22 protein-coding genes and 1 pseudogene are annotated in these 26,341 nt (G+C 71.3%); 17 read left to right on the forward strand and 6 right to left on the reverse strand.

The features are described from left to right. Positions 1–194: 194 nt before the first annotated feature. The 3 genes from QSK30_RS31435 to QSK30_RS31445 all read left to right on the forward strand — a co-directional run bounded on the left by QSK30_RS31435 (position 195) and on the right by QSK30_RS31445 (position 3,784). On the forward strand, positions 195–1,484 hold the full coding sequence (locus QSK30_RS31435) for an aminotransferase class V-fold PLP-dependent enzyme (RefSeq protein WP_285508472.1): 1,290 nt from the start codon (positions 195–197) through the stop codon (positions 1,482–1,484). Between the two features lie 4 nt (positions 1,485–1,488). After that, positions 1,489–2,643, forward strand: a complete 1,155-nt coding sequence (locus tag QSK30_RS31440; protein WP_285508474.1) for a trans-sulfuration enzyme family protein — start codon at positions 1,489–1,491, stop codon at positions 2,641–2,643. Positions 2,644–2,719: 76 nt separating this feature from the next. Continuing rightward, complete coding sequence (locus QSK30_RS31445; RefSeq protein WP_285508475.1) at positions 2,720–3,784, forward strand: cobalamin-independent methionine synthase II family protein; 1,065 nt, start codon at positions 2,720–2,722, stop codon at positions 3,782–3,784. A 42-nt stretch (positions 3,785–3,826) separates the two neighbouring features. On the opposite strand, the gene QSK30_RS31450 is transcribed toward QSK30_RS31445, so the two are convergent. From QSK30_RS31450 to QSK30_RS31460, 3 genes are all read right to left on the reverse strand, one after another. Next, complete coding sequence (locus tag QSK30_RS31450) at positions 3,827–4,741, reverse strand: peroxidase-related enzyme (protein WP_502871914.1); 915 nt, start codon at positions 4,739–4,741, stop codon at positions 3,827–3,829. A 96-nt stretch (positions 4,742–4,837) separates the two neighbouring features. Next, a complete protein-coding gene (locus QSK30_RS31455; protein ID WP_352231649.1) occupies positions 4,838–6,181 on the reverse strand; it encodes a copper resistance CopC/CopD family protein in 1,344 nt (447 codons plus the stop codon). Continuing rightward, a complete protein-coding gene (locus QSK30_RS31460; RefSeq protein WP_285508478.1) occupies positions 6,148–6,699 on the reverse strand; it encodes a hypothetical protein in 552 nt (183 codons plus the stop codon). Before QSK30_RS31460 ends, QSK30_RS31455 begins: the two co-directional genes overlap by 34 nt. A 979-nt stretch (positions 6,700–7,678) precedes the next feature. On the opposite strand from QSK30_RS31460, the gene QSK30_RS31465 reads away from it, so the two are divergent. The 13 genes from QSK30_RS31465 to QSK30_RS31525 all read left to right on the forward strand — a co-directional run bounded on the left by QSK30_RS31465 (position 7,679) and on the right by QSK30_RS31525 (position 21,586). Beyond that, positions 7,679–8,722, forward strand: a complete 1,044-nt coding sequence (locus QSK30_RS31465) for an ABC transporter substrate-binding protein (protein WP_285508480.1) — start codon at positions 7,679–7,681, stop codon at positions 8,720–8,722. A gap of 199 nt (positions 8,723–8,921) precedes the next feature. Continuing rightward, positions 8,922–9,977: a FecCD family ABC transporter permease gene (locus QSK30_RS31470; protein WP_285508482.1), complete on the forward strand. Its 1,056-nt coding sequence runs from the start codon at positions 8,922–8,924 to the stop codon at positions 9,975–9,977. Continuing rightward, a complete protein-coding gene (locus tag QSK30_RS31475; protein ID WP_285508484.1) occupies positions 9,974–11,038 on the forward strand; it encodes a FecCD family ABC transporter permease in 1,065 nt (354 codons plus the stop codon). The genes QSK30_RS31470 and QSK30_RS31475 overlap by 4 nt, the downstream gene beginning before the upstream one ends. Further along, positions 11,035–11,832, forward strand: a complete 798-nt coding sequence (locus QSK30_RS31480; RefSeq protein ID WP_285508487.1) for an ABC transporter ATP-binding protein — start codon at positions 11,035–11,037, stop codon at positions 11,830–11,832. The genes QSK30_RS31475 and QSK30_RS31480 overlap by 4 nt, the downstream gene beginning before the upstream one ends. Before the next feature lie 96 nt (positions 11,833–11,928). Next, on the forward strand, positions 11,929–12,372 hold the full coding sequence (locus QSK30_RS31485; protein WP_285508488.1) for an SRPBCC family protein: 444 nt from the start codon (positions 11,929–11,931) through the stop codon (positions 12,370–12,372). Between the two features lie 258 nt (positions 12,373–12,630). Further along, positions 12,631–13,269, forward strand: a complete 639-nt coding sequence (locus tag QSK30_RS31490) for a hypothetical protein (protein WP_285508490.1) — start codon at positions 12,631–12,633, stop codon at positions 13,267–13,269. Positions 13,270–13,430: 161 nt separating this feature from the next. Next, positions 13,431–14,369, forward strand: a complete 939-nt coding sequence (locus QSK30_RS31495) for a hypothetical protein (RefSeq protein ID WP_285508491.1) — start codon at positions 13,431–13,433, stop codon at positions 14,367–14,369. A 158-nt stretch (positions 14,370–14,527) separates the two neighbouring features. Beyond that, complete coding sequence (locus tag QSK30_RS31500; protein ID WP_285508493.1) at positions 14,528–16,309, forward strand: eCIS core domain-containing protein; 1,782 nt, start codon at positions 14,528–14,530, stop codon at positions 16,307–16,309. Between the two features lie 23 nt (positions 16,310–16,332). Beyond that, complete coding sequence (locus tag QSK30_RS31505; RefSeq protein WP_285508495.1) at positions 16,333–16,842, forward strand: DUF1990 domain-containing protein; 510 nt, start codon at positions 16,333–16,335, stop codon at positions 16,840–16,842. Positions 16,843–16,898: 56 nt separating this feature from the next. Beyond that, positions 16,899–18,095: a sugar efflux transporter gene (locus tag QSK30_RS31510; RefSeq protein WP_285508498.1), complete on the forward strand. Its 1,197-nt coding sequence runs from the start codon at positions 16,899–16,901 to the stop codon at positions 18,093–18,095. Positions 18,096–18,143: 48 nt separating this feature from the next. After that, positions 18,144–18,926 (forward strand): GntR family transcriptional regulator, encoded by a 783-nt coding sequence (locus QSK30_RS31515; RefSeq protein ID WP_285508500.1) that lies wholly within the window; start codon positions 18,144–18,146, stop codon positions 18,924–18,926. Between the two features lies 1 nt (position 18,927). Further along, positions 18,928–19,917 carry a dTDP-glucose 4,6-dehydratase gene (gene rfbB, locus QSK30_RS31520; protein ID WP_285508502.1) on the forward strand — a complete coding sequence of 330 codons (990 nt, stop codon included), beginning with the start codon at positions 18,928–18,930 and terminating at the stop codon, positions 19,915–19,917. Positions 19,918–20,380: 463 nt separating this feature from the next. Beyond that, positions 20,381–21,586: an IS110 family RNA-guided transposase gene (locus QSK30_RS31525; RefSeq protein WP_285508503.1), complete on the forward strand. Its 1,206-nt coding sequence runs from the start codon at positions 20,381–20,383 to the stop codon at positions 21,584–21,586. 111 nt (positions 21,587–21,697) lie between these two features. Here QSK30_RS31525 and QSK30_RS31530 read toward each other — a convergent pair whose 3' ends face one another. Then, a complete protein-coding gene (locus QSK30_RS31530) occupies positions 21,698–22,900 on the reverse strand; it encodes an MFS transporter (RefSeq protein WP_285508505.1) in 1,203 nt (400 codons plus the stop codon). Positions 22,901–23,016: 116 nt separating this feature from the next. On the opposite strand from QSK30_RS31530, the pseudogene QSK30_RS31535 reads away from it, so the two are divergent. After that, positions 23,017–23,151, forward strand: a pseudogene (locus QSK30_RS31535) (TetR family transcriptional regulator); the annotation flags it as partial. A 7-nt stretch (positions 23,152–23,158) separates the two neighbouring features. Here the strand turns inward: QSK30_RS31535 and QSK30_RS31540 are convergent. Continuing rightward, positions 23,159–25,066, reverse strand: coding sequence for a hypothetical protein (locus QSK30_RS31540; RefSeq protein WP_285508507.1), 1,908 nt, complete (start codon positions 25,064–25,066; stop codon positions 23,159–23,161). Positions 25,067–25,310: 244 nt separating this feature from the next. Next, positions 25,311–25,856: an RICIN domain-containing protein gene (locus tag QSK30_RS31545; protein WP_285508509.1), complete on the reverse strand. Its 546-nt coding sequence runs from the start codon at positions 25,854–25,856 to the stop codon at positions 25,311–25,313. Between the last annotated feature and the right edge of the window lie 485 nt (positions 25,857–26,341).

Consider the following 26,341-nt stretch of genomic DNA (forward strand, 5'->3'; position numbering starts at 1 on the left):
GCTTGACAGGCCGGTCCCGGCCAGGTCGGGCGGAGTGCGGCACCGGCCAGGGCGGTGCGACCAGTCGACGGTCGTCCGCCCGGGGCCTCGCGACTGGTGCACCGGGCTGGCGCGGGTGGCACACCGCCGGTCCGGCGATCCCCCCATGGATTTCACCCAGTCGGAAATAACGCCGAATCGAATCGGGAGTGCGCATGGTCGAGGTGGTCGGCACGAGTCTGGGAAATCGCGCGATCCTGGGCGAAACGGTCCGCGCGGATTTCCCCATCCTGGTCGACCGCCCCGCGGGCGAGCCGCTCGTCTACCTGGACAACGCCGCCACCGCGCAGAAGCCGCAGCGGGTGCTCGACGCGCTGGTCGACCACTACCGCCGGGACAACGCCAACGTCGGCCGCGGGTACTACCGGCTCAGCCACCGCGCCACCGACGTCTACGAGCAGGCGCGCGCGACGGTCCAGAGCGCGCTCAACGCCGAGCACCTCGACGAGATCGTGTTCGTGCCGGGCACCACCGCGGCGCTCAACCTCCTCGCCGACACCTTCGGCCGGGCGGTGGTCGGCCAGGGCGACCAGGTGGTGGTCACCGGCATGGAGCACAACTCGAACCTGTTGCCGTGGCGGCGGTTGTGCGCCGTCGTCGGCGCCGACCTGGTCACCGTGCCCGCCGGTCCGGACGGTCGGTTGGGTGTGGCGGACTTCGCCGCCGCGCTCGGTCCGCGGACCCGGCTCGCCGCGGTCACGCACGTCTCCAACGTCCTGGGCACCGTCAACCCGGTCCGCGAGCTGACCGCCGCCGCGCACCGGCTGGACGTCCCGGTGGTCGTCGACGGCGCGCAGGCCGTGCCGCACCGACCGGTCGACGTGCGCGACCTGGGCGCGGACTTCTACTGCTTCTCCGGCCACAAGGCCTACGGGCCGCTGGGGATCGGGGTGCTCTACGGCAGGCGCGACCTCCTGCACGAGCTACCGCCCTACCAGGTCGGGGGCGGGACGGTGAAGGGCGTCAGCGCCACCGGGCCGGTCGCCTACGTCCCGGCGCCCGCCCGGCTCGAGGCGGGCACCCCGCACGTCGCCGGGGCGGTGGCGCTGGCCGCGGCCCTGGACTACCTCGCAGGCCTCGGCTGGGACGACATCCGCGCGCACGACGAGGTGCTGGTGCGCACGGCGGTCGAAGCGGTCGCCGACGTCCCGGGTGCCCGGGTGATCGGCGACCCGGCCGCGGATCCCAGCGGGATCGTCTCGTTCGTCCTGGACGGCATCCACCCCTACGACGTGGGTGGTCACCTCGACGCGCACGGCGTCGCCGTGCGCAGCGGGGTGCACTGCGCCAACACCTTCGTCGACACCTTCGACGTCGTCGGGACGGTGCGACTGTCCTTCGGCGTCTACAACACCGTCGAGGAGATCGACCTGGTCCACCGCGCCCTGCGCACCGCGCGACCGGGCCTTTGGACCCGCGAGCACCCGACGAAGCGATTCCTCTGAGCCGATGCGCTTCGACACCAAGCTCGTCCACAGTGGACAGGAGACGGTCGGCCCGTACGGCGACGTGGTGCCCCCGGTGCACGTGGCCGCGACCTACGACCGGTTCGCCCAGGACCCGCCGCGCTACTTCTACGCCCGCGGTGAGAACCCGACCATGGAGGCGCTCGAGCGCTGTCTCGCCTCGCTGGAGGACGCCCGCTTCGGCTCCGTGTACTCATCCGGCCAGGCGGCCGCCACCACCGCGCTGTCGCTGCTGTCCCCGGGGCAGCGGCTGGTGTGCTGCGACGACGTCTACGGCGGCACGCACGCCCTGGTGTCCGGCCTGCGCCGGTTCGGCGTGCGGGTCGACCAGGTCGACCTGTCCGACCCGGTGCTCGCCCGCGCCGCGCTGGCCGGGGACGTGGACATGGTGTGGGTGGAGACGCCGACCAACCCGCTGCTCAAGGTCGTCGACATCGCCGAGGTGGCCCGCCTCGGGCACGCCAGGGGCGCGGTCGTCGTGGTGGACAACACCTTCGCCAGCGCCGCCCTGCAGCGCCCGCTCGGCTGGGGCGCCGATGTGAGCCTCTACAGCACCACCAAGTTCGTCGCCGGGCACTCCGATGTGCTCGGCGGGGCCCTGGTCTGCGACGACCCCGCGCTGCACCAGGCGTTCACCGAGCACCGGACCGTCGCCGGGAACGTCCCCGGCGGGTTGGACTGCTTCCTGGTCCACCGCGGTCTGAAGACGCTGTCACTGCGGGTGGAGCGCCAGGTGCGCACGACCCGGCTGCTCGTCGAGCTGCTGGGGGAGTCGCCCGGTGTGGCCGAGGTGCACTACCCGGGACTCCCTACGCACCCCGGGCACGAGGTCGCCGCCCGGCAGATGTCCGCGCCCGGGTCGATCATCAGCTTCCGGTTCACCGGGCGGGTCGAGAAGCTGCTGGCGGGCACCTCGCTGTTCACCTGCGCGGTGAGCCTGGGCGGGGTGCGGTCGCTGGTCGAGTGCCCGGCCCTGATGACGCACCGCCCGGTGCCCCGGCCCGCCCGGTTGGCCGCGGGCATCACCGACGACCTCGTCCGGCTCTCGGTCGGCATCGAGGACCCGGAAGACCTCGCCGAGGACCTGGCCACCGCGCTCGCCGCGGCCGCCGGGGACCCCGGTGTGGACAGTCCCTGAAACCCGGAACAGCACTAAGACCCGAACAGCACTAAGACCCGAACAGCACTGAAACCCGAACAGCCACGGAGGAACCATGCCCATCCCGACCGAGCCGATCGGCAGCGTCCCGCGCCCGGAGAACCTGCGCGACGGGATCGCCGAGCTCGCGGCGGGGACGCTCGACCCGGCGGACTACGAGCTGCTGGTCGACCAAGCGGTCGCCGACACCATCAAGCGGATGCAGGCGACCGGCTCGCCGGTGCTCACCGACGGCGAGCAGGGCAAGCCCAGCTTCGTCGGCTACCCGCTGCACGGCGTCGCGGGCCTGGCCCCGGACGGCGCGGTCATCCCGTTCGCCGACGGCCACACCCGGCAGCTGCCCCGGCTGACCGAGGGGCCGTTCCGCTACGGCGCGCACGCCGCGACCTACCTGGTGGCCGCGCAGCGGCACACCGGCCACCCGGTCAAGCAGGCGGTGATCGCGCCGTCGGCGCTGAGCCTGCTCTACCCGGCCGACGGCATCGAGGGCTACCCGCGCGAGGAGTTCCTCGCCGACCTGGCCGACGAGTCCGAGCAGGACATCCGGCGCTGCCTCGACGCCGGGGCCGCGTCCGTCCAGCTGGACTTCACCGAGGGGCGGCTCTCGCTCAAGCTCGACCCGTCCGGCGGCCTGCTGCGCTCGTTCGTCGAGCTGAACAACACCGTGCTCGACCGCTTCTCCGCCGCCGAGCGGGCCCGGCTGGGAGTGCACACCTGCCCGGGCGGCGACCAGGACTCGGTGCACAGCCTGGACGTGGACTACGCCGAGCTGCTGCCCGAGCTGCTCACCCTCAACGTCGGGTCGTTCTACCTCCAGCTCGCCAGCGAGCCCGACCCGGCGCGGGTGCTGCGCGTGGTGGCCGAGCACTCCCGCGACGACCAGCGGATCTTCGTGGGCGTGACCGACCCGATCGACCCCCGGGTGGAGACCGCTGAGGAGGTGCGCGACCGGGTGCTGCAGGCGGCGTCGTACCTGCCGGTCGAGCGGCTGGGTACCTGCGACGACTGCGGGTTCGCGCCGTTCGCCGACGACGCCTCGACCTCCCGCGACACCGCGTTCGCGAAGATCGAGGCCCGGGTGCGCGGCACCCAGTTGGCTGCCGACCAGCTCGGCGTCTGAGGACCCCGGCCGCCACGGGACACCCCCGTGGCGGCCGGGCGCTCAGGCCTGCTGGACCACCGCGCCGAGACCGAGCGAGGTGACCAGGCGGTTGATGAAGGTGAACAGGGACGCGCAGAACACCGCCTCCAGCAGCTCCGGCTCGCTCCAACCCGCCGCCGCCGCGGCGGCCCAGTGATCGTCCACACCCGCACTGGCCGTGGTCGTCGCCGTGGTGAGCCGCAGCAGCGCGGCGGTGCGCTCGTCCACCGGCAGCGCGTCCACTGTGGAGCTGCCGGCGATCGCCGCGGCCAGTTCGGCGGAACCGCCGAACTGCTGCAGGAACCAGTTGTGCGAGCCCACGCAGTACTGGCAGTCGTTGAGGCGGGACGTCCACGCGGCCACCAACTCCTTGGTGCCACGGGACAGCGCGCTCTCGGTGAACACCCCCGCGTAGCCGCTGACCACCACCTCGAGCAGCTGCGGCGCGGTCGAGGTCAGCCGGAAGACGTCGGGCACGAACGGCAGCCCGGTCGCGGCCCGGGCCCGTTCGTACAGCTCGGCGGTCCGGCCGGTGGCGGCGGCCTCGGCCACCAGCGGCACCCGGACACCGGGGACGTTCTCCTGCATGGACTTCTCCTTCGCGGTGGGGTGCGCCAGCCGGTACTGCGTCGGTGACAGGCCGACGTGGCGCTTGAAGCGGGAGCTGAACGTGCCCGGGCTGTGGTACCCGACGCGCAGACCGATGTCGGTGACCCGCAACCGGGTGGTGGCCAGCAGCCGTTGCGCCTCGGCGAGCCGCAGCGCGGAGAGGAAGCGCGCGGGCGGGACGCCGGTGTGCCGTTGGAACAGCCGGGAGAAGTGGAACTTGCTGAACCGCGCGACCCGCGCCATGTCGTCGATGGTGAGCGACTCGCCCAGCCGGTCGCGCATGTCGGCGATCACCCGTTCGACGGCACGGATCGCGGGCTCGTCCACAGCGGCCCCTCGGCACGGCGACATGATCCTCGACGCTAGCAGCCGAGCGGTCCGGCCAGGAGCCCGCTTTCGAGTGACAGCAGGGCAAACCCGCGCTCAGGGTGGTGGCGCGGTCGTCGCCACGACGGCCGCGACCGCCAGAACGGCAGCCGCCACAACCACTTCCGCCGCCAGCACCCGCCGCAATGTCCCGACCCGGACACCCACGAGCGTGCTGCCCGAGGTCCCGGTGAGCCCTTGGCGCACGGCCCGGCGGCAGCGGTCGGCGAGGACGAGCAACAGGGCGAAGCCGGCGAGCTTTCCCAGCAGCAGCAACCCGTAGGGCGTGTCCACAAGCGCGGCCACCGACCCGACGTAGGCGACGCCGAGCAACCCGCCGCTGATCACGATCACCGCGACCGACACCTTGGCGACGGAGGAGAAGCGGGCCATGACCGCGCCCAAGTCCTCCTCCGGCTGCGGCCGCCAAGCGCACAGGGCCAGCTGGACGACACCACCCAACCAGACCGCGACCGCGCCGTAGTGCGCGAGATCGGCGAGCAGGGTCACGAACATGACCTCGGCGGCGATCGCGTGCCCGGCAGCGGCTGAGGTGAGCAGCAACAGGAACCCGGACACCATGGCCAGGTTCTCGTACCGGGACCGGAGCCGTGGCGGTGGACCAGCGAACAGGCGTCGCGCCACGAACGCCAGCCCGAGGGCGGCGACCACGCGCAGCACCAACAACTTCCCGTACGCGGAGTCGAGCGTGTTGGCGACCAACTCCGGCGCGAACACACGCGACAGATCCGCGCCGGTGACGTGTGCGCCTTCCATCCCCAGGGTCAGCACGCCGCCGACGGCAGCGAGCGCGCAACCGCCGAGCATCAACGCCCGCGCTCGTGGATCGGCCGTTCCGCGCGGGCGGCAGTACAGGAGGAACAGGACGCCGCCCGCGAGCGCGACGCCCAGGTAGCCGACCCAGCGCACGACTTTGGTGAGCACGGCGACCGAACCGTTGTCGGTCGTGTCCGACACCGCGCCACTGGCGTTCATCAGCGGCCCGTCCCCGACCACGAACGCGAACCCACCGCGCACCGGGTGCGTGTCCGCCGAGACGAAGGCGTACTGCACCAGGTAGGTCCCGTCACCCAGCCCAGGCCGGAGCCGAACGGCCATCTCCTCGGCCACCTCACCGGGCTGGAACACCGGCCCGTCACTGACGACCTGCCCCCGCGCGTCCACCACCCGCAGCGCGTCCTTCTGGATGCCCACGTTCTCCGACAACCGCACACTCACCACGGACGGAGCGCCGGCCAACCGCGCCCCACCAACCGGCGTCGACCCAACCACTTCTACATGCGCCAACGCCGGCGGCGCGGCCAAGACGGCCCAGCAGGCAAGGACGGCGAGCAGCGCACTGAGCCTCACACGCCCACCGCAGCGGCACGCGGGGCACACGTGCAGGTCTCGGACTCCGCACCGGTTGAGGGTTCCCGGCGGTGCAGGACCATGGCGACGATCATCGGGATGGTGACCACGGTGTTGTAGAACAGGTGCAGCTCCACGCGGGGCACGAGGAACTGGATGATGCTCGTCGGCACCGCCCCACCACCCAACCGCCACCCGGTCTGCGCTTGGGCGAACAACAGCAGGTGCTCGATGTGGTGCCAGAACTGCAACCCCAGCGCCAGGTTCCACCACTGCCGAGACCGCCCGGTGAAGCCCTTGCGCAGGAGGAAAAGACCGATCAGCATGACCAGCGCGTACCCGTAGTGCAGCCACTCGAACTGGATCAGCTTCGGGAACGGGATCCCGAGCACCCCCCGGGCCTCGCCGGCGGGCCAGCCCAAGACGTAGATCTGCACCGCCTGCACGAGATGCTCAGCCCAGTGCGCCAGCACGATCGCCAGGAACACCCACAACGCCACCTGGTGCCTGCGACCATTCAGCGCAGCCACCACGCCTGTACCGCTCATGTCCCACCCCACTGGTCGAGGGCCCGATCAGCCGACGATAGCCGTGCCCAAGCACCAGCACTTCTTCCGTCGTGCGCTCTTGTATTGTCCTAAGTGGACAAGCATCTAGCCGCCACCAGCAGACCCCACCCCACGGCGCCTCATCCCTCGTCTTTGATCCCCGATCTTGAAATCCCCAAATCTCTGAATCCCTCAATCTCTAAATGCCGAGCCCGCTGGTACGCAAGACCCGTTACGTTTGTGCTCGATTGGGTGGACTGCCTTCGTGTGGGGGGAGAGCACCGCTAAACTTGCCGTGTGTGGGGATGCCCTTCACCCCACGCTTTTTCCCCACCGCGGTGCTCTAGGGGCCCCACACGAAGGCAGTCCACCCAATCGAGCCTTCGCTTTACTCGGGCAGCTCATGAGATGTGCCGCCCTGGGGTCGACGCCACGGGTGGCTCGTAGACATGGGCTGCCCGAGGAAAAGATAGGGGGCTCGATCTAGTGAACTCGCGTCGTGTGGGGCCCCTAGAGCACCGCGGTGGAGAGAAAAGGGCAGGTAAGGGCATCCCCACCCATGGCAAGTTTAGCGGCACTCTCCCCCCACACGAAGCGAGTCCACTAGATCGAGCATCCGTAACGGGCGTTGCGTACCAGCGGGGTCGGCCTCACCGCTGCTGTTTGCTGGGGGACGGGACCCTGTCGCGTGCGGGTGTGGTCGGCCTATCCGCTGCGGTTTGCTGGGGACGGGATTCGCTTGGGTGCCAGCAGGGTCGGCCTCTCCGCTGCCGTACCGGCGGGGTTGGGATCCTGTCACCTTCCAGCGGGCGTGGGGATCCTGTTGCGCACCAGTGGGGTCGGCCTTTCCGCTGCGGTACCGGCGGGGTCGGGATTCTCTCGGGGTGCCAGCGGGCTGAGCCTTCTGCTGCGGCTCAGTGGGGGTGGTGCCTGCGGTCCGGTTGAGGATAGGCTCGCCTCATGTTGATGTTGGTTGACCATGGGTGAGATGTCTCGCAGGCCGTTGTCCCGCAGGCTGTTCTTGGCCGGGTCGGCTGCGGGTGCGCTGACCGTGGGGCTGTCCGCCTGCAGTTCCAACGGAAGCACTCCCGTCGTCTCGACCTCCGGCGCCGGTACACCTGCGGCGTCCGGGTTCCCGGTGACCTTGGAGGGTGCCGAGGGGCGCGCGGTCATCCCGGCCGCGCCGAGTCGGGTGGTCAGTGTCGGGTTCATGCGGGACATCGACGAGTCCGTGTCGCTCGGTGTGGTGCCGATCGCGGTGACCACGGCGACGAACTTCCCGTCTGGGCTGCCGCCGTGGGTCGAGGCGAGGTTGGCTGGTGGCAAGGCGCCCGAGCTGATCGAGGTCGGGGACGCGCTGCCGTTCGAGAAGATCATCGGGCTGGCGCCGGACCTGATCCTGGCCACTGACAGCTACACCCTGGACGAGGACTTCGCCAACCTGGCGGCGATCGCCCCCACGCTCTCCTACGAGAAGGCCGCGGCCGAGGACAGTTGGCAGACCCGGGTCACCCGGATCGGTGCCGCGGTGGGGAAGTCCGAGGTCGCTGCGAAGACCGTCACCGATGTCCAGGCGAAGATCACTGTGGCAAAGGCCGAACACGGGAAGGTGTTGAGCGGTAAGACGTTCACCTTCAGCCTGCTCAACGCGGAGAGCGCGCTGGCCACGATCGTCCTGCCCACCGACGCCTCCGCCCAGTTCCTCTCCCAGCTCGGGCTCCGGCTCGCCGACTCGGTGACCAAGCTCCCGCAGAACGGTCAGGCCGGCCGAGCGGTGGTCGCGCAGGAGAACACCGGGCTCCTCGACGCCGACGTGGTGCTGTTCGCCTTCCGTACCGCCGAGGAGCGCGAGCAGGTCGAGTCGGATCGGCTCTTCCAAGCGCTCCCGGCCGTCCGGCGTGGCGCCTACGTGCCGTTGGAGGTGGGGGAGGCGTTGTCGATGGGTTTCCCGTCGACGCTGAGCATCCCGTTCGCCCTGGAGAAGATCGTGCCCAGGGTCGTGGCCGCCGCCGCGAAGGCCTGAGCCCGGCAGGGCAAGCCCGAGTCGGGACGTGGTCACCGATCAGGGTCGGCAGCGCTGCCGCGCTCGCGTCGACCGTCCCGCCCCGTGGGCGCGCCAGACCCTCCAGTGGATCATGTCGGGGTATTGTTAGCCTAACCTTCAGTTGTCCACGGGCGGCCAGCACGCGGAAGTGGGCGCGCGCGGAAGAGGGGACTGTCGGATGCCGGGAGCGCCAGCGGCGGTCGTCGAGGGCGGTGCCCCCACCGGCAAGCTCGTCCGCCCGCGCGCCGGGGTCCGGTTCACCGGCCTGCTCGTCGCTTTGGTGGCGCTCGCCGGGGTCTGCGTGGCCAGCCTGTTGGTTGGCGCGCAGGACATCGACCCGCACACCGTCTGGCGGTTGCTCCTGCACGACGACGGCTCCGAGACCGCCTACATCGTCCGCGAGCTGCGCGTCCCGCGCACGCTCGTCGGTCTGCTGGTCGGTGCCGCCCTCGGTCTCGCGGGTGCGTTGATGCAGGCGCTCACCCGCAACCCGCTCGCCGACCCCGGTCTGCTCGGCGTGGAGATCGGCGCATCGACGGCGGTGGTCCTGGCCATCTCGCTCCTCGGCGTCACCGCGCCCGCGGGCTACGTGTGGTTCGCCCTGGCCGGTGCCGGGGCCACGTCGGTGTTCGTCTACGTCCTCGGTGCCGCAGGGCGCGCGGCCACGCCCGAGCGGATGGTCCTCGCCGGTGCGGCGATCACCGCGGCGCTCGGCGCGCTGGTCGGCACCGTCCTGGTGCTCGACGCGCAGACCTTCGACCAGTTCCGGTTCTGGGTGATCGGCTCCCTCGCGGGCCGGGGCATGGACGTCTTCTGGCAGGTCAGCCCGTTCATCGCGGTCGGGTTGGGGATCGCGCTGCTGCTCGGCCGGCCGCTCAACGCACTGGCCCTCGGCGACGAGGCGGGCCGCGCCCTGGGCGCCCGGATCGGCGAGACGCGGCTGGTCGGGGCGCTCGCGGTGACCCTGCTCAGCGGCGCCGCCACCGCGGCGGTCGGGCCGGTGGGGTTCGTCGGTCTGACCGTGCCGCACGTCGCCCGGGCGATCACCGGACCGGACCACCGCTGGGTCCTGCCGTACTCCGCGGTGTTGGCGCCGATCCTGGTGCTCGGCGCCGACGTCGTCGGCCGGGTCGTCGGCTCGCCGGGGGAGCTGCAGGTCGGCATCGTGATGGTGCTGATCGGCGGGCCGGTGTTCATCGTGCTGTGCCGCCGCCGTCGGATCGCGCAGCTGTGACCACCGAGCCGCCGCGGGCGGTCCCGTTCACCGGCTGGGTGCTGCGCACCCGCTCCGGCGCCGTCTCGCTGCGGCTGCACCCGCGCGTGCTGCTGGTGGGGCTCGCGCTCGTCGCGGGAGTTCTGGTCGTCTCCGCCCTGACCCTGACCACCGGCGACTACCCCGCGCCGCTCCCGGACGTCGTGCGCACCCTGTTCGGCGACGGCCCGCCCGGTCTGGAGCTGGTGATGAACCGGTTCCGGGTGCCCCGGCTGCTGCTGGCCCTCGGCGTCGGCGCCGCCCTCGGCGCGGCGGGCACGATCTTCCAGAGCGTCTCCCGCAACCCGCTGGGCAGTCCCGACGTCATCGGCTTCACCACCGGCTCGGCCACCGGCGCGATCCTGGTGCTGCTCGTCTACCAGGACGCCTCGGTCGGCGTAGCCACCGGTGCCCTGGTGGGCGGCCTGGTCGCCGCCGTGCTCGTCTACCTGCTCGCCTACCGGCGCGGCGTGCAGGGGTTCCGGCTGATCCTGGTCGGCATCGGCGTCAGCTCGATTCTGGCCGCGGTCAACACCTACCTGCTCAGCCGCGCCTCGATGCAGGACGCCCGCAACGCCCAGCTGTGGCTGCTGGGCAGCCTCAACGGCCGCGGCTGGCCGCAGGTCACTCCACTGTGGACGGCGCTGGCCGTGCTGCTGCCGGTCGCGCTGGCGCTGGGCGGGCGGATGGCCATGCTGGAGATGGGCGACGACGCCGCCCGCGCCCGCGGTGTGCCCGCCGAGAAGAGCAGGCTGATGCTGGTGCTCACCGGCGTCGCGCTTACCGGCGTGGCGACCGCGGCCGCCGGGCCGATCGCCTTCATCGCCCTCGCCGCCCCGCAGGTGGCCCGCAGGCTGGTCCGCTCGGCGGGCCCGAGCGTGCTGCTCGCCGCCCTCACCGGCGCCCTGCTGCTCGCCGCCGCCGACCTGGCGGGCCAGCGGCTCTTCGGCCCCGTCCAGCTGCCGGTCGGCCTGACCTCCGGCGCGGTCGGCGGGGTGTACCTGATGTGGTTGCTGACCAGGCAGTGGCGGGAGACGCGATGACCGGGGACCGACTGCGCGCGGACGGCCTGACCCTCGGCTACGACGACCGGGTCGTGGCCCGGGACCTGAGCCTGACCATCCCGGACGGCTCGTTCACCGTGATCGTCGGGCCCAACGCGTGCGGGAAGTCCACCCTGCTCAAGGCCCTGGCCCGGATGGTCAAGCCGCGGGCGGGCACCGTCCACCTCGACGGCGCGCCGATCGGCTCCTACTCCACCAGGGAGATCGCCCGCAGGCTCGGCCTGCTGCCGCAGTCGTCGATCGCGCCCCCGGGCATCACCGTCGGCGACTTGGTCGCCCGCGGCCGCTACCCCCACCGGCGCCTGCTGCGCCAGTGGTCCACGGCCGACGAGCGGGCCGTGGTCGAGGCCATGCGCGGCACCGGGGTCGACGCCTTGGCGGCTCGACCGGTCGACGAGCTCTCCGGCGGGCAGCGCCAGCGGGTCTGGCTGGCGATGGTGCTGGCCCAGCAGACCTCGGTGCTGCTGCTGGACGAGCCCACCACCTTCCTCGACATCGCCCACCAGGTCGAGGTGCTCGACCTGTGCGCCGACCTGCACGAACAGGGCAACACCCTGGTGCTGGTGCTGCACGACCTGAACCAGGCCTGCCGCTACGCCACCCACCTGGTGGTCATGAGCGCGGGCGCGGTGGTCGCCCAGGGCGACCCGGCCGAGATCGTCACCCCCGACCTGCTCGCCGACGTCTTCGGCCTCCCCTGCCGGGTGATCGAGGACCCGGAGACCAACACCCCGCTCGTGGTCCCGCTCGCCCGCACCGCCGTGCCCACCTGACCGCACTCGGGTCGAGGGACACGACACACCGGGCGGGAGGTTTGTCCCGGTCGCCCCGGAGGCACCCCGGGAAGACCTCGATCCCAGGGAGACACCATGGTGGACGTCAAGCGCACCTTCACGGTCGACCGGCCCGCCGACGCGGTCCTCGACTACCTCCGCGACTTCTCCCGCACCGAGGAGTGGGACCCGGGCACCGTCTCCTGCGAGCGCCTCGACGGCGGCCCCGTCCAGGTCGGCTCGCGGTGGCGCAACGTCTCGAAGTTCCTCGGCTCGGAGACCGAGCTGACCTACCGGCTCACCGTCGCCGAGCCCGGCCACCTGCGCTTCGTCGGCGAGAACGACACCGCCACGGCCACCGACGACATCACCGTGCGACCGGCCGACCAGCCGGGCCGCAGCTCGGTGACCTACCACGCGCACATCGACTTCCACGGTGCCGCCAAGCTGGCCACACCGATCGCCAAGATCGCGTTCGAGAAGCTCGCGGGTGAGACCGAGGAGAGCCTGACCAAGATCTTCGCAACCCCGGTCGCCTGAGCGATCCGGCGCCGCCGCCCACCACCTGAACTGCTGGACGCACGTGGACGGCACCGGTTCGGATGGACCGGGCTGACCACGACTGTCCTCTTCGGAAGGCCAGGGTGGTCGGCGTGGTGCAACGGGAGTGCGGGCCTGTCCCGTCCTCCCGGTGTGCGGATCCTGTGGTTGTCAGCTCTCGTCCTGCTCGCCGGGTGTGCCTCGCCACCGGCGGCACCACCTGTGTCTTCGGCACCGCCTGTCTCGTCTGCACCACCCGTGTCCCCAACGCCACCGGCGGACGGCCTCGTCCTACGAGTCGACGAGATCCCAGGGGGCGTGGGGATCCCGGGCAGGCTGAGCCTCCCGCGCTTCGCGCTCTACGGCGACGGCACCCTGATAGTCCCGGCCGACACCGACGGCGCCATCCCCACGGCCCAAGTCCGTCATCTGACGAAGGCCGCTGTCACCGGCCTCCGCGAACGCGCCCGCGCGGCAGGTCTGGACACCGCGCGTTCGTACCCGTCGCAGATGCCCGACGCGCCGGTGTTGGTTGTGACCTTCGGTCAGGCGCGCACCAGGATCACCGACCCGGAGAGGTCGGAGGTCGCCCGCGCGGTCACCGTCGACCTGGACGCCTTGGAGGTCACCGGCCCGCCGACCCCGTACTCGCCCACGACGTTCGCCGTCAACGCCTCGCCCACGTCCACCGACTCGGCCAAGGTGCGGCCCTGGCCGCTCGACCCGCTCGACTCCGGCACGCCGCTGGACATGGGCCTGTGCACCACCTACCCCACCGCGCGCCTGCTCCCGGTGGCGGGCCCCGCCGGCCTGTGGACCGACCGCGGCACGACCTACCGCGTCTTCATCCGCCCCCTGCTGCCCGGCGAACCCGATTGCGCCGCCCTGTCCCGCTGACCGATCGCCTGTTCCGCTTCTCGCCGCGCGGCCTGGTGTCGTGGGCCGACCTGGTGTCCGTCTGCCCGCCCCTCGGTGTGCGGTCGGCCATTCCGCGAACACGCCGAGCTTGATCGTCTAGCTTGGTGCCCGGGATGTCGGGCTCGGGGTGAGGGGATTCGATGGGCAACAGGGGTGCGTGGGGAACGGCCGTCGGCGTGCTGGCGACGGTGGTGCTGGCGGCGGGCTGCGAGAGCTCCGGCACGGCGAGTCCGGTGACGTCCAAGGCGACCACGACCACCACCACGACACCCGTGAGCCTGCCGCCGGGGGAGTACCAGGTCCTGTTGGACGAGGCCGACCGGGTGATCGCCGCGGTCGCCGACCGGTTCGCCGGCACCCTGGCGCTGACCGACTACACCGCGCTCACCAAGGAGTTCCGCGACGTCCTGGAGGCGCAGGCGACCGTGCTCGACAAGCAGGTGCCGCCGTCGGCGGTGGGGGAGCAGCACCGGGAGGTCGTGAAGGGGCTGCGGGTCGCCTCCGAGTACGCGACGTCGGTGACCTTCTCCGGCTCGCCGACCGACTCGTGCGGACTGCCGACCCGGGTGACCCCGGTGCAGCTCGACGGCCTGCGGCTGAGCACGATGGAGACCAGCAAGCTCAAGACCAGGGCTGCCGCCCTCACCGGCAAGGGCTACAAGTTCGGCTCGTTCGTGGCCCTCGTCGAGCGCCCGCTGGCGCTGCCCGCCGAGCAGAGCAGGCGTGCGGGCAACGGCGAAATGGTGCTGCGCAACGGTCCGCGCGGCCGCGGCGTCCTCAAGGTGATCAACAGCGACGAGAGCGACGTCGCGGTCGCGGTCATGACCGGGACCCCACCCACCCCGCAGTCCATGGTCTACGTCCGCGCGGGCGCCACCGCCCGCGTCACCGGCGTCGGCGGCGGCTACGAGGTCTTCTTCAAGACCGGCGCCGACTGGGACCCGGCCGCTCGCGGGTTCACCCGCGACTGCGCCTTCCAGAAGTTCGACCAGCCCTTCGGCGCCAACGAGAGCTGGGAGATCACCCTGAAGAAGCGCGTGGGCGGCAACGCCAGCACCAGTGCCGCACCGAACTTCTGACAGTCCCAAGAGGACTTCAGGCGCCCCGAGGTGGACTCCGGAGCCTCTGGACCGCCGCGACGGGCAGCCGGTCTGCCCGCGCGTTGCCCCTTTCGGCCTGTGCCACTCACCTGCACCCCGTTAAACCTGGAGTCGCCCAAGCCAGTGCGAGGAGCGGCATGCACGCACACGATGAAAAGCGCGACGACAAGGCAGGCGGTCAGGCCAAGAAGGCCCCGGTGGTCGGCCGGGTCGAGGCGTCCGCCTCGCTGGTCGCGCTGCAGAAGATGATCGGGAACGCCGCCCTGGGCCAGTTGCTCGAGCCCGGCGACCAGGACCTCGACGTCCAGCGTTCGCTGGTGCACCAGGTCTTGCGCACCCCCGGCCGTCCGCTGGACGAACCCGTGCGCGCCGACATGGAGGCCAGGCTCGGCGCGGACTTCTCCGACGTGCGCGTGCACACCGACCGCACCGCGCACGAGTCCGCGGCGTCGGTGGACGCCGAGGCCTTCACCTCGCGGGAGCACATCGTCTTCCGGCAGGGCAACTTCGACACCTCGTCCGCGGCGGGCAAGCGGATGCTCGCCCACGAGCTGACCCACGTGGTGCAGCAGCGCTCCGGCCCGGTCGCGGGCACCGACACCGGTGGCGGGCTCTCGGTCAGCGACCCGTCGGACCGGTTCGAGCGCGAGGCGGAGCACGTGGCCGAGCAGGCCATGCACGGGCCGGTCGACGCGCACGCCGTCGGGGGCGCGCCCGACGTCATCGCGCGGATGATGACCGTCGGGGCGTTCAAGCAGCGCACCAAGGGGTTCCGCCGGGGCAACAAGATCGAGGCGGTCGAGGCCGCGCTGGTGGCCTACCATGCGCTGCCGTTGGCGAACTACGTCGGCAGGCGCGCGCAGCTGGAGGTGGTGCGGCAGGCCGCCGACGGCTACCTGCAGAACTCCGACACCAAGAAGCACCAGGCCGCCGTCGACGACCTGGTCAACGAGAGCCACGACGAGACCAACGCCATCCGGCTGAACGCCGTCATCCAGGAGACCCGGCAGCGTGCCGCCGCCCACCAGGACATCTATCAGGCGGTGATCGCCGCCGACGGGGCGGCGGACGACACGAACAAGGTGCGCCTGCTGATGCGGGCCCAGGACCTGATCGTGCACCAGAGCGACCTGAACAACACCGGTGGCGAGGGCGACCTGGCGTTCCTCAACACCAAGATCGGCGAGTGGATGACCCTGGTCGCCTCGACCATGGACGCCCCCACGCTGCGGCTGGTGATCGCCGACGACCTGGCGACCCTGACCCGGCTGAGCACCGACCAGAGCGTCCCCGCCGTCACCCGGCGGATCCTGGTCGACGTGCTGGCGCACCAGGACATCACCGAGTACCAGACCGGCCAGCCCGGCACCCGGCTGTCCAACCCGGGCGCGGACAAGAAGTACACCCTGCGCAACCCGGTCAACCAGCCGCACGGCTCCACCGAGCGGCTCGGGTCGCTCGCCCACGAGATGACCCACGTGGACGCGGGCGAGACCTACGACAACACCGAGATCCTGCTGCTGTTGCGGCCCGGCCTGCCCGACGACGCCATCAAGGCGCTGACCGACCGGCGGCGGGACTCGATCACCCACCTGCGCACCCTGCTGGCCGCGCACCAGGGCTTCTCCGGCAACCAGGAGCAGCTGTTCAGCGGCAAGCTGGACTACACCATGCGCGGCAAGCTCGAGGGCTACGCCATGAGCTTCCGCAACGCCGGGAAGATCGACGAGGCCACCTTCGACCACCTGCTGCACCTCGCCGAGCTGACCAAGCCGAACAGCGGGCTGCTGGTGGAGTACGACACGGTCCTGAACCAGCTGCTGGTCTACCTGCACCAGTGGGGGGTCGACCCGCGGTCCCCGCTCTACGTCGAGGTCCTGCGCCTGGCCGACCAGCAGCGGCAGGAACGCCACCCCTGAGTACCCCGGCGCACAATGCGGGGGTGCGACGACTGGAACCCGATCGAGCGGCGCGGCTGCGAGCCGCCGAGCTGACCTACCCCGAGGTGGGCCGCACTACCGGAGACCTGCCGCCGGGCTACCGGATCACCCACCGCGTCGTCCGGTTGCCCACCACCGTGGACTTCGACCGGGCAGCGCGCGACCTCTTCGCCTGGCGGGTGCAGCTCCGCGCGGGGCTCCAGGTCACCGCCTCCGACGAGATCGTCGTGGCCGGTGCCGTGGTCGAGTTGGGGATCGGTCCGCTCACGGCGCCCTGCCGGGTGGTCCACGTGGTCGACGAGCCGCGCAGGCGGGGCTTCGCCTACGGCACCCTGCCCGGCCACCCGGAGTGCGGTGAGGAGGCGTTCCTACTCGACCACCGAGACGACGGGATCACCTTCACCATCCTTGCCTTCTCCCGCCCCGCGACGGCGCTGGCCAGGCTCGCCGGTCCCGTCGGCCACTGGCTGCAGGACGTCGTGACCGGGCGTTATGTGCGCGCGCTCACCTGACCGGATCCCGGGAACCGGCTTGACGGGGCAGCGGGTGGCACCCGGAGGATGACCGGGTGACTGAACCGATCACGTTGGCCGCCCGGGTGCGCCGCAGACCGCTGGTCCCGCTGGCCTCGACCAGCGTCGCGGTCGGGGTGGCCACCTCGTTGGCGGTCCCGTTCCTGTCGCTGTTCCTCACCCGCGAGGTCGGCGCCGACCCGGTGGCGCTGGGCGGTTTCCTGCTCGCCGGGCCGGTCGCCGGCGTCGTGCTGAGCACCCTGGTCGGGCGGCTGTCCGACACCCGGGCGATCCGCCGGACGCTGCTCGTGGTCGGCGGCGTGGCCGGGGCCTGCGGGTACGCGCTCTACGCCGTGGTCCGCGACTACTGGCTGCTGCTCGCGGTGTCGACCACGCTGGTGGCGATCACCTTCGCCCTGATGCCCCAGGTGTTCGCCTACGCCCGGCAGGTCGTGCAGGACTCCGGCTCGGCGCGGGCGCCACTGGTGATCAGCAGCCTGCGCACGCTCGTCTCGGTGTCCTGGGTGGTCGGTCCGCCGCTGGCCGCGCTGCTGGTCGCCACCTCCGGCTTCGGCGGTCTGTTCGGCACGGTCGCGCTCTGCTACGCCCTGGTCGCGGTGCTCGCTGTCCTGCTCCCGGACCCCGCCACGGGCCCGGCGCGCCCACCGGTCGAACGGCCGGGCAGGCCGCCTGCCCGGCTCTTGGTCGCCGTGCCCGCGTTCGTGCTCGTCCAGGCGGCGGGATCGCTCGGGGTGACCACGCTCCCGCTGTTCGTCACCGAGGAACTGCACGGCACCGCGGGCGACGCGGGCCTGGTCCTGGGCTTGTGCGCGGCGCTGGAGATCCCGCTGATGATCGGCCTGGGCGTGCTGGCCGTGCGCGGCAACCAGCACCGACTGGTGGTCGGCGGCACCGCCGTGGCCCTCGGCTACCACGCGGCGATGTCGGCGGCGACGAGCGTGTGGCAGGTGGCGGCCGCCCAGGTGCTCAACGCCGTCGTGATCGCCGCAGTGATGGGCGTCGGGATCTCCTACTTCCAGTCGCTGGCGCCGGACCGGCCCGGCATGGCCACCACGCTGTTCACCAACACCGCCGTGGCCGGGACGATGATCTCCGGCCCACTCCTCGGCGTCGCCGTCGAAACCGGCTACCGCACCGCCTACCTGATGAGCCTGGCGATGGCCGCGCTCGGCCTGGTGCTGCTGCTCGCCGGCCTGCGGGGCACCCGTCGCGACCCGGGCGTGATCGGCTAGCCCGGCGCTCGTCCCGGCCTTGATCATGCACCTGTATGATACAGATCTATGACAGGTTCACGGTCGCAGTGGCTCATCGCCGAACTGCGGGAACGGGTCGCGCTCGGCGACTACGGACCCGGCGGTTCGCTGGAGAGCGAGGCCGACCTCGGCCGCCGCTACGCGGTGAGCCGCGTGACCGTGCGCCGCGCCCTGGAACACCTGCGCGGCGAGGGCCTGCTGGCCGCCCGCAAGGGCGCCGGCTGGTACGTCGTCTCCGGTGCCTCCTTCGGGCAGTCCCTCGCCCTGGGCAGCTTCCAGCACGCCGCCTCGGCCGTCGCCGAGGCCGGGATCCCCTTGGGCCGCACCGTGGTCGAGTACGGCTACGGCGCCGCCCCGGAGAGCGTGGCGCACCTGCTCGGTGTCCCCGACGGCACCGAGGCCCTCCGGGTCCAGGCGGTTCGGCGGGCGGGGGAGGGACCACTGGACGTGGTCACCGAGTGGGTCCCGCTGGCCCTGGCCGCACCGGTGAGCCGCGCCGACGCCGAGGACCCCGGCACCTGGGAAGCCCTGCGGCGCAAGGGAAATGAGATAGCCGTCGTCCGCCAGAGCATCGCCGCCACCGCCGCGGGCGAACGCGTGGCCGAGTTGCTGGAGGTCCCGTTGTCCACCCCGGTCCTGCTCGTCCGACGCCTCGCCCTCGGCCCGGACGAGCGCCCGATCGCGCTGTCCGAGCACCGGTACCTGGGCCACCGCTTCCGCCTGGAGGTCGAGTTCCGCGGCTGGCCCGCCACCGCGGCTGCCGAACCACCCGGCGTCGCCCCGATCACCACCACCGAACAGGAAGGCTGACATGCGCCTGCTCGTCACCGGAGCCGCGGGCTTCATCGGCTCCCACTTCGTCCGGCACTGGGTCGCCGCCCACCCGGACGACACCGTCGTCGCCCTGGACGCCCTGACCTACGCGGGCACCGAGACCAACCTGGCCGATGTCCGCGACCGGATCACCTTCGTCCACGCCGACATCGCCGACGCCGAACCGGTCCTGCGCGAACATCGACCCGACGTGGTCGTCAACTTCGCCGCCGAGTCGCACAACAGCCTGGCGATCCTGGACCCCGCGAGGTTCTTCCGCACCAACGTCCTCGGCACCCAGGGTCTCCTGGAAGCCGCCCGACGCGCGGAAGTGCAGCGCTTCCACCACATCTCCACCTGCGAGGTCTACGGCGACCTGGCACTGGACGCCGACCAAGCCTTCACCGAGGACTCGCCTTACCGCCCGCGCACCCCGTACAACGCCAGCAAGGCGGGCGCCGACCACGCGGTCCGCGCCTACCACGAGACCTTCGGCCTCCCCGTCACGATCACCAACTGCGCCAACAACTACGGCTCACACCAGTTCCCGGAGAAGGTGCTGCCGTTGTTCACCACCCACGCGCTGGACGGCAAACCCCTGCCGGTCTACACCTCGAAGCACAACCGCCGGGAGTGGATCCACGCACTGGACCACGTCCGCGCCATCGAGGCAGTCCTCGACCGGGGCGCTGTGGGCGAGACCTACCACGTTGGCACGGGCATTGAAGCGAGCGTGGAGGACATCGCGAACCTGGTCTTGGACGAGCTGGGGCTGCCTGCGTCGCTCAAGCACGAGGTGCCAGACCGTCCCGGCCACGACCGCCGCTACCTCCTTGACTCGAGCAAGATCCGGCGCGAGCTCGGGTGGGAACCCTTGGTGGACTTCGAATCTGGGATCCGGGACACGATTCGCTGGTACGCGGCGAACCGTGTCTGGTGGGAGCCTCTACGTGACCGGTCCCCGATCGCGGAAGGTGCTTGGAAGTAGTCGGGCAGGCTTGATCTAGGGGGCTCGTTTTTGTGTTGCCGTCTTCGTTGCCCGGGTTACAAGCGGGGCTCGATCTAGGACTCGCTTTGGGGTTGCCGTCTTCGTTGCCCAGGTAAGAGCGGGGGCTCGATCTAGTGAACTCGCTTCGTGTGGGGCCCCTAGAGCACCGCGGTGGGAAAGAAGGGCGGGTGAAGGGCATTCCCCACCACCGGTCAAGTTTAGCGGTGCTCTCCCCCGTTACCGTCTTCGTAGCTCCTGATCATGGAGCGGTGGTCGCCAGGTCCGGCATGACTTTGTCCCCCAGTCGCACGCATGATCCGGGGGGTGGTGTCACCGGGCCTGGTGGCGTCGAGGGACCGCTGATAAGGACACGGCCGCCCGGAGGGTAGGTCTCGTCGTAACGTGGGTGCCGGCACTCGATGCTTGACCGGCGACCACCCGCGACGAACGAACGGCGTGATGGATGAGCAGCGGTTTCGGGGTGTTCCTGGGCCTGGACGTGGGTAAGGGCGAGCATCACGCCGTCGGCTTGGACCCGGCTGGCAGGCGGCTGCATGACGGCCCGCTGCCCAATAGCGAGACGAAGCTGCGGGCGTTGTTCGACAAGCTCGCCGCGCATGGCTCGCTGCTGGTGGTGGTCGATCAACCGGCCACGATCGGGGCACTGCCGGTCGCGGTCGCCCGCGCGGCTGGGCACCAGGTCGCCTACCTGCCCGGCCTGGCGATGCGGCGCATCGCCGACCTCTATCCGGGACGCGCGAAGACCGACGCCCGGGACGCGTTCATCATCGCCGACGCCGCCCGATCGTTGCCACACACGCTGCGGCCGGTCGACGTCGGGGACGAGGCCCTGGCCGAGCTGGAGGTGCTGGTCGGCTTCGATGACGACCTGGCCGCCGAGGCCACACGGTTGTCGAACCGGATCCGCGGCCTGCTCACCGGCATCCACCCCGCCCTCGAACGCGCCATCGGCCCGAAGATCGCCCACCCCGCGGTGCTGGAGATCCTGTCCCGCTGCGGCGGCCCCACCGGAATCCGCGCCGCCGGTCGACGCAAGCTCACCGCGATAGCGGTCGCGCACGCACCAAGGATGGGCGACAAGCTCGTCGCGGTGATCCTGGCCGCGCTGGACGAACAGACCGTCACCGTCCCGGGCACCGCCGCGGCCGACACCGTGCTGCCCCGCCTGGCCGACAACTTGAAAACCGTGCTCCAGCAACGCAAACAGGTCGCCAGCGAGGTCGAGGGGATACTCGATGCGCACCCTCTCGCCAGGGTCCTGACCTCGATGCCCGGCATCGGAGTCAGGACCTCCGCCCGGATCCTGCTCGAGATCGGCGACGCATCCAACTTCGCCAGCGCCGCCCACCTGGCCGCCTACGCAGGCATCGCCCCGGTCACCCGCAGCTCCGGCACCTCCATCAAGGGCGAGCACCCCGCGCGCACCGGCAACCGCAAGCTCAAACGGGCCTTCTTCCTCGCCGCGTTCGCAGCCTTGTCCGACCCCACCAGCCGGGCCTACTACGACAGGAAGAGAGCCGAGGGAAAGAAACACAACGCCGCACTCATCTGCCTGGCCCGCCGCCGCTGCGACGTCCTGTTCGCCATGCTCCGAAACAAGACCAACTACCGACACCCCGAACCCGCTACCGCCCCGGCTGCGGCTTGACAACCACATAAGGACACCCCCCCCACACGAAGCGAGTCCACTAGATCGAGCATCCGTAGCGGGGCCGGCGGTACCAGCCGGGCCGGCCCCACCGCTGCGGTTCCAGCGGGGTCATGATTCTCTAGAAGCCTCCGCCGCAGTATCAAGTCGCCACAGCAGTGCAGGTGTTAGGAGCATCAGCACCCCGGCCGCCACCAACGCTCCCTGAGTCCCCAGCACGCCACCCAGCACGCCCCACACCACAGTCAAACCAGCGACCACCGCACCCCGGGAAACGTTCCACGCCAACAGCACCCGAGCGACCCGGTCGGCAGGTGTTCGGGTCAACCGGCAGGTCGAGAACACCGGGTTGAAGACCCCGATGCACGTGATCATCCCGAACTCCACCAGCACCACCAGCCACACCTGTCCAGCTTGGACGAACGCCAGCCCGAGCAACCAGCACGCCCGCAAGCCCCCGCTCACCACCAAGACCCGGTGCTGCCCGAATCGCGACACCAGTGGGCGTGCCAACCGCGCGCCCACCAGCCCTCCCACGCACGGCACCCCGAACGCCAGGCCGTACTCGAACGGGCTGAATCCATACTCCCGCAACAACAGCACCGCCAGCAGTGGCGCCGTGGCCAGGATCAGGCCGTTCACCAGCGTGGTGTTCAGGAACAGCGCCCGCAGGTACCGGTCGGACACGGTGTAGCGCCATCCCGCCGTCACATCGCCGAGGCTGACCCGCTTCACTTGACGGGCAGGCTCTGGTGTCCGGATCGCCCGGATTCCCAGTGCCGAGAGCAGGTAGCTGACCGAGTTGGCCAGCATCGTCGTGACCGGGCCGAACAGTCCGATCGCCGCGCCGCCGAGTGGTGGGCCGAGCGCGGTCGTGGTCCAGGTCGTCGCCTCGAACCGGCCGGAGGCCACCAGCAGGTCCTCGCCCCGCACCATCGACTTCAGCAGCGACCCGCTGGCCGCGGTGAACACGATGTTCGCCGCGGCCACCACCATCGAGACGACGACGAGTTGGGCATAGGTCAGCCATCCCGCCACATACCCGGCGGGCACCGAGAGGATCGCCAGGAACCGGGTCAGGTCGGCGCCGATCATCACCGGTCGCTTCCCGCGGAACTCCACCCACGGTCCCAGTGGCACTGCCACCAGCGCGCCCAGTGCCAGGCCCGCGGCGGCCAGGATCGACACCTCGGTGGTGCTGCTGTGCAGGACCAGGATGGCGACCAGCGGGAACGCGTCCAGGGCGAGCCAGGACCCCGCCGAACTTACCGCGAACGCCGTCCACAGCCACCCGAAGTCGCGCCCCAGCCCCATGGCCCCCACCCAACCAACCGGCGTCCGGCCGGTCCGCACGGGGGTGGGACCACTGGGTTGATAGGCCAGAGATGGACGCCCTTTAAGGGGTGGAGTTGACCGGTACTAATAGCCTGGCTGGCCTCAGCCTGCGCGAGGTGGGCATCGTCCCGACAGCCTTCTACCGCCACTTCGGCTCAACGGACGAACTGGGCGCGGCCCTCGCCGAAGAGAGCATGCGAACCCTCCGCACCATGCTCCGCGACGACCGCCCGGTGATCACACCGGGCGGTAGGAGCAGCGCACCCCGGTGTGCACGGCGTCGCGCAGGTGCGCCCCGATGACCGCGTCGGCCTCGCTGAGCCGGGCGAGGGTGCGGCGGATCGCCTTGCCGACCGCGATCCGGGCCCGCTCCGCCCCGTCCGGGATGGCGCGGGCCTTGCCGCCCAGGCCGGTGGCGTGGCCGAGCTCGGCCAGCAGCCAGTCGTGTTCGGCGCGGGCGCGGGCGGCGCCCGCCTCGTCGCCCCGGGTGTCCAGGTCGTCGAGCTCGGCGCGCAGCCGGGCCAGCCGGTCGCGGTACTCGCGGTAGGCCAGCTCGTCCAGGACCGGTTGCGCCACCACCTCTTCGCGCACCGCGTCCAAACCGGTCACCAGGTCGGCGGCGTGGATCTCGGCGGCCGGGTTGGCGATCAGCACCGCCAGGTGCGCGGCCCCGACGCTGTGCGGGACGGTCACCGACCGGTGGCCCAGGCTGATCCGCCAGTCCCGCCCGTGCCGGTGGCAGGTGACCGCCTGCGCCGGGGCGGCGCGGCCGAAGTCCGGGACCGGCAGGTCCAGGGCGGCGGCCTCCTCGGCCGCGGCGGCCCGTTCCCGGCGCGCCTCGACCACCTCGCCGCGGGCCGCGAGGGCCTGGGCGTACCGGAGCCGGGACGCCACGACCGCGGGCCAGTGCCGCAGCGCGAGGTTGGCCCGCACCGCCGCGGCCAGGTGCTCGGCCGCCCGGTCGAGCTCGCCCAGGGTCAGCGCGGCCACGCCCAGGGCGTGCTCGGTCGATCCGAAGCAGGCGACGCCCAGGCTCACCATGGCGGGCAGCCGACCGAACGGGCTGAGCAGCTCGTAGGCCCGCGCCGCGGTCTCGGTGTCACCGAGCAGGTTGGCCGCCTCCACCACGCCGTTCATCGTCACCAGCCAGCTGCTCGACCGGGGCAGCTCGGCCAGGTCGCGGCCGCGCAGCGTGGCCAGCGCCCCGGCCGCGGTCCGCCGGTCACCGGCCTGCGCCGCGGCCACCGCCAGGGCGGCGAAGTAGGCGTTGTCCACGGTGCTGAGGGTGGGGGAGTGGACCAGCTCGTCGAGCATCGGCACCAGTTCGGCCAGCCTGCCCTGGTACCAGCGGATCGCCACCAGCTGCCCGCCGTACCACCCGGCCGCGTCGATGTCCCCGGCCGCCGACCCGCGCTGCGCACAGCCGTGCGCCATCGCCTCGGCCTCGGCCAACCTGCCCGCGCGGATGGCGAGCATGACCTCGATGGCGTTCACCACGAACCCGACCGCCAGGTGGTCCTGCGCCTCGACCAGCGCGCGCAGCTCGACCAGCCTGCGCTGGGCGTGCGGGTCGGCGTCGAGGAACAGGTCGACGGTCTGCCACAGCAGCCCCATCAGCGCGTCACTGCGCCTGCCGGTCCGGGCGCACTCGCCGATCAGCTCGGCGGCCAGCTCGCGGCGCAATGCCCCGTGGTCGGGTCCCAGCACGCAGTGGTGGGCCAGGCTCAGCCCGTCCATCCACGCCTGTGGGTCCCGCGCCCGCCGAGCCTCATCGAGGGCGGCGACCACCGATTCGTGCCGCCCGGCCTGGTAGTCGTCCTCACCCGCCAGCCGCACCCGCAGCCGCAACGCGAGCGAGGAGCCCGGCTCCACCGCCGCCAACGCCGCCACCAACCGACTCCGCAACCGCGCCGACGCCGCCGCCGTCCGGTGCTCGTGCACCCATAGCCCACCGAGCCCCAAGGCGGCCAAGGCCATCGCCCGCCCGTCCCCGTTCCGCTCGGCCAAGTCGTAGGCCCGGTCGAACCGCTCCCGGCTGTCCACCAGGTTGCCGTCCACCACCAGCGCCCGAACCCCCGCCGCCAGCAACGACTCCACCCACTGCACCAGGTCGGCGACCGCCGTACCCCGTCTGACCCCTGCCACCCGCGCCCCCATTGCCATGCCGAACTCCCCCTCCAGAGAGAGGCCCGACACCCACACGTCCGCCGACCCTCCACGGTTCACCCGTTCGGCCGGACCCCCATACGTGTGATCGTTTCACGATCCACCGGGCGTTAGGGGGCGTCCACACAGATCCACGGCGGTCAGGGGAGCGGAACGCGCAGCAGGACAGTCCACCTCCCCTGCGACCGCAGGGGAGGTGGACTGTCCTGGGGAAAGCGGTGGATCAGAGGTCGAAGCCGACCACCCAGCTCTGCGCCGGGGTCCCGTTGCACCGGAAGACCTGCACGGCCAGCCCCGGGGTCGACTGCCCACCGGGCACGTCCACGCAGAACCCGGTGTCCCGGAACCCGACCCGGGACTCCAGGACCGTGATGGCGGGCAGGTCGACGTTGGTGTTGAACTCCTCATTGCTGATCCGCTTGCACTGCCCCTGCAGCACCCGCGTCCCGTTGGCGGCAGGCCCGAACACGTCGAAGCAGAACCCACTGGCCTGGTTGAGGAACATGTAGTGGTGCGACCCCACCCGCTGCTCCAGCCACCCCTGCGCCGGATTGCCGCGCTGGCAAGGCATCTGCACGATCGCCACCAGTTCGGCGGTGGACCCACCCTGCGGCTGCAGACACAGTCCGCTGCCACTGTTCTTGATCGGGTGGAACGCCGCAGCACTGGCCCCGGTCGCCGAAGCGGTAAGGCCAACACCGACCAGCATGAACACGGCGGCAAGCCCGGTCAAAACCCGACGCCACCTGGCGGTAAGTGATGCGTTCATCTGTCTCCCCTGAATGAACCCGGGCGCCTCTCGCCCGTCACCACTACGGCGTGACACCCCGTTCCACACCGTTCCACCGCTGAGCACGCACCAGCCACCCCGCCGGCACGCAACCGCAGCAGGATCCGCAAGAGAATCCCGTCCCCCGCTGGTACCGCAGCGGAGAGGCCGACCCCGCTGGAACGCAACAAGATCCCAGCCCGGCTGGTACCGCAGCGGAGAGGCCGAACCCACCAGCACCCAAGTGAATCCCGTCCCCCAGCAAACCGCAGCGGTGAGGCCGACCGCGCTGGAAAGCAACGCCCGCTACGGTTGCTCGATCTGGTGGACTCGCTTCGTGTGGGGGGAGAGCACCGCTAAACTTGCCGTGGGTGGGGATGCCCTTACCCTGCCCTTTTCTCTCCACCGCGGTGCTCTAGGGGCCCCACACGAAGCGAGTCCACTAGATCGAGCCCATGCTTTTACTCGGGCAACCCATGTCTACG

Origin of the sequence: Actinokineospora sp. NBRC 105648, assembly GCF_030269645.1 — a bacterium.
Lineage (GTDB): Bacteria > Actinomycetota > Actinomycetes > Mycobacteriales > Pseudonocardiaceae > Actinokineospora.

Bases quoted from the DNA above. Each gene is read 5' to 3' on its own strand.
- QSK30_RS31435 (WP_285508472.1), top strand. From the start codon at position 195: ATGGTCGAGGTGGTCGGCACGAGTCTGGGAAATCGCGCGATCCTGGGC.
- QSK30_RS31440 (WP_285508474.1), top strand. From the start codon at position 1,489: ATGCGCTTCGACACCAAGCTCGTCCACAGTGGACAGGAGACGGTCGGC.
- QSK30_RS31445 (WP_285508475.1), top strand. From the start codon at position 2,720: ATGCCCATCCCGACCGAGCCGATCGGCAGCGTCCCGCGCCCGGAGAAC.
- QSK30_RS31460 (WP_285508478.1), bottom strand. From the start codon at position 6,699: ATGAGCGGTACAGGCGTGGTGGCTGCGCTGAATGGTCGCAGGCACCAG.
- QSK30_RS31465 (WP_285508480.1), top strand. From the start codon at position 7,679: ATGGGTGAGATGTCTCGCAGGCCGTTGTCCCGCAGGCTGTTCTTGGCC.
- QSK30_RS31470 (WP_285508482.1), top strand. From the start codon at position 8,922: ATGCCGGGAGCGCCAGCGGCGGTCGTCGAGGGCGGTGCCCCCACCGGC.
- QSK30_RS31480 (WP_285508487.1), top strand. From the start codon at position 11,035: ATGACCGGGGACCGACTGCGCGCGGACGGCCTGACCCTCGGCTACGAC.
- QSK30_RS31485 (WP_285508488.1), top strand. From the start codon at position 11,929: ATGGTGGACGTCAAGCGCACCTTCACGGTCGACCGGCCCGCCGACGCG.
- QSK30_RS31495 (WP_285508491.1), top strand. From the start codon at position 13,431: ATGGGCAACAGGGGTGCGTGGGGAACGGCCGTCGGCGTGCTGGCGACG.
- QSK30_RS31500 (WP_285508493.1), top strand. From the start codon at position 14,528: ATGCACGCACACGATGAAAAGCGCGACGACAAGGCAGGCGGTCAGGCC.
- QSK30_RS31515 (WP_285508500.1), top strand. From the start codon at position 18,144: ATGACAGGTTCACGGTCGCAGTGGCTCATCGCCGAACTGCGGGAACGG.
- rfbB (WP_285508502.1), top strand. From the start codon at position 18,928: ATGCGCCTGCTCGTCACCGGAGCCGCGGGCTTCATCGGCTCCCACTTC.
- QSK30_RS31525 (WP_285508503.1), top strand. From the start codon at position 20,381: ATGAGCAGCGGTTTCGGGGTGTTCCTGGGCCTGGACGTGGGTAAGGGC.
- QSK30_RS31530 (WP_285508505.1), bottom strand. From the start codon at position 22,900: ATGGGGCTGGGGCGCGACTTCGGGTGGCTGTGGACGGCGTTCGCGGTA.
- QSK30_RS31545 (WP_285508509.1), bottom strand. From the start codon at position 25,856: ATGAACGCATCACTTACCGCCAGGTGGCGTCGGGTTTTGACCGGGCTT.